This is a genomic window from Neptuniibacter marinus (assembly GCF_001597725.1).
GTDB lineage: Bacteria > Pseudomonadota > Gammaproteobacteria > Pseudomonadales > Balneatricaceae > Neptuniibacter > Neptuniibacter marinus.
Map to the genome: position 1 here is coordinate 1 of NZ_LUTR01000076.1, position 267 is coordinate 267.

The 267-nt window shown below is 41.9% G+C and carries 1 protein-coding gene; it reads left to right on the plus strand.

Translation table 11 applies throughout. The features are described 5' to 3' along the window. The coding region (locus A3774_RS16845; protein ID WP_197468091.1) for a hypothetical protein at positions 1-267 on the plus strand (267 nt) is incomplete at both ends.

A 267-nucleotide genomic window follows, 5' to 3' on the forward strand; every position in this document is an offset into this window, starting at 1 on the left:
CCAGCCAAGTTGCAATAGATCCAGAAGATAGCGAAGGGAAAAACCTAAACTCAGTACTCGGAAGCCATTATGCTGAGCAGCTGTCCCCTCTCATTAAAGCGTGCTTTGCAAATCAAAAAGAGAGTACATCTAAAAAGTCACTAGAACTCAAAGGAAAGGTCAGTACATTTGTTATCAATTTAGTCCCCATGCTCTATGGCGAAACATCAGCGGTGATGCTGCATTTCCATGACATTACGTTGATTGAGGAACACCAGAAACAACAAA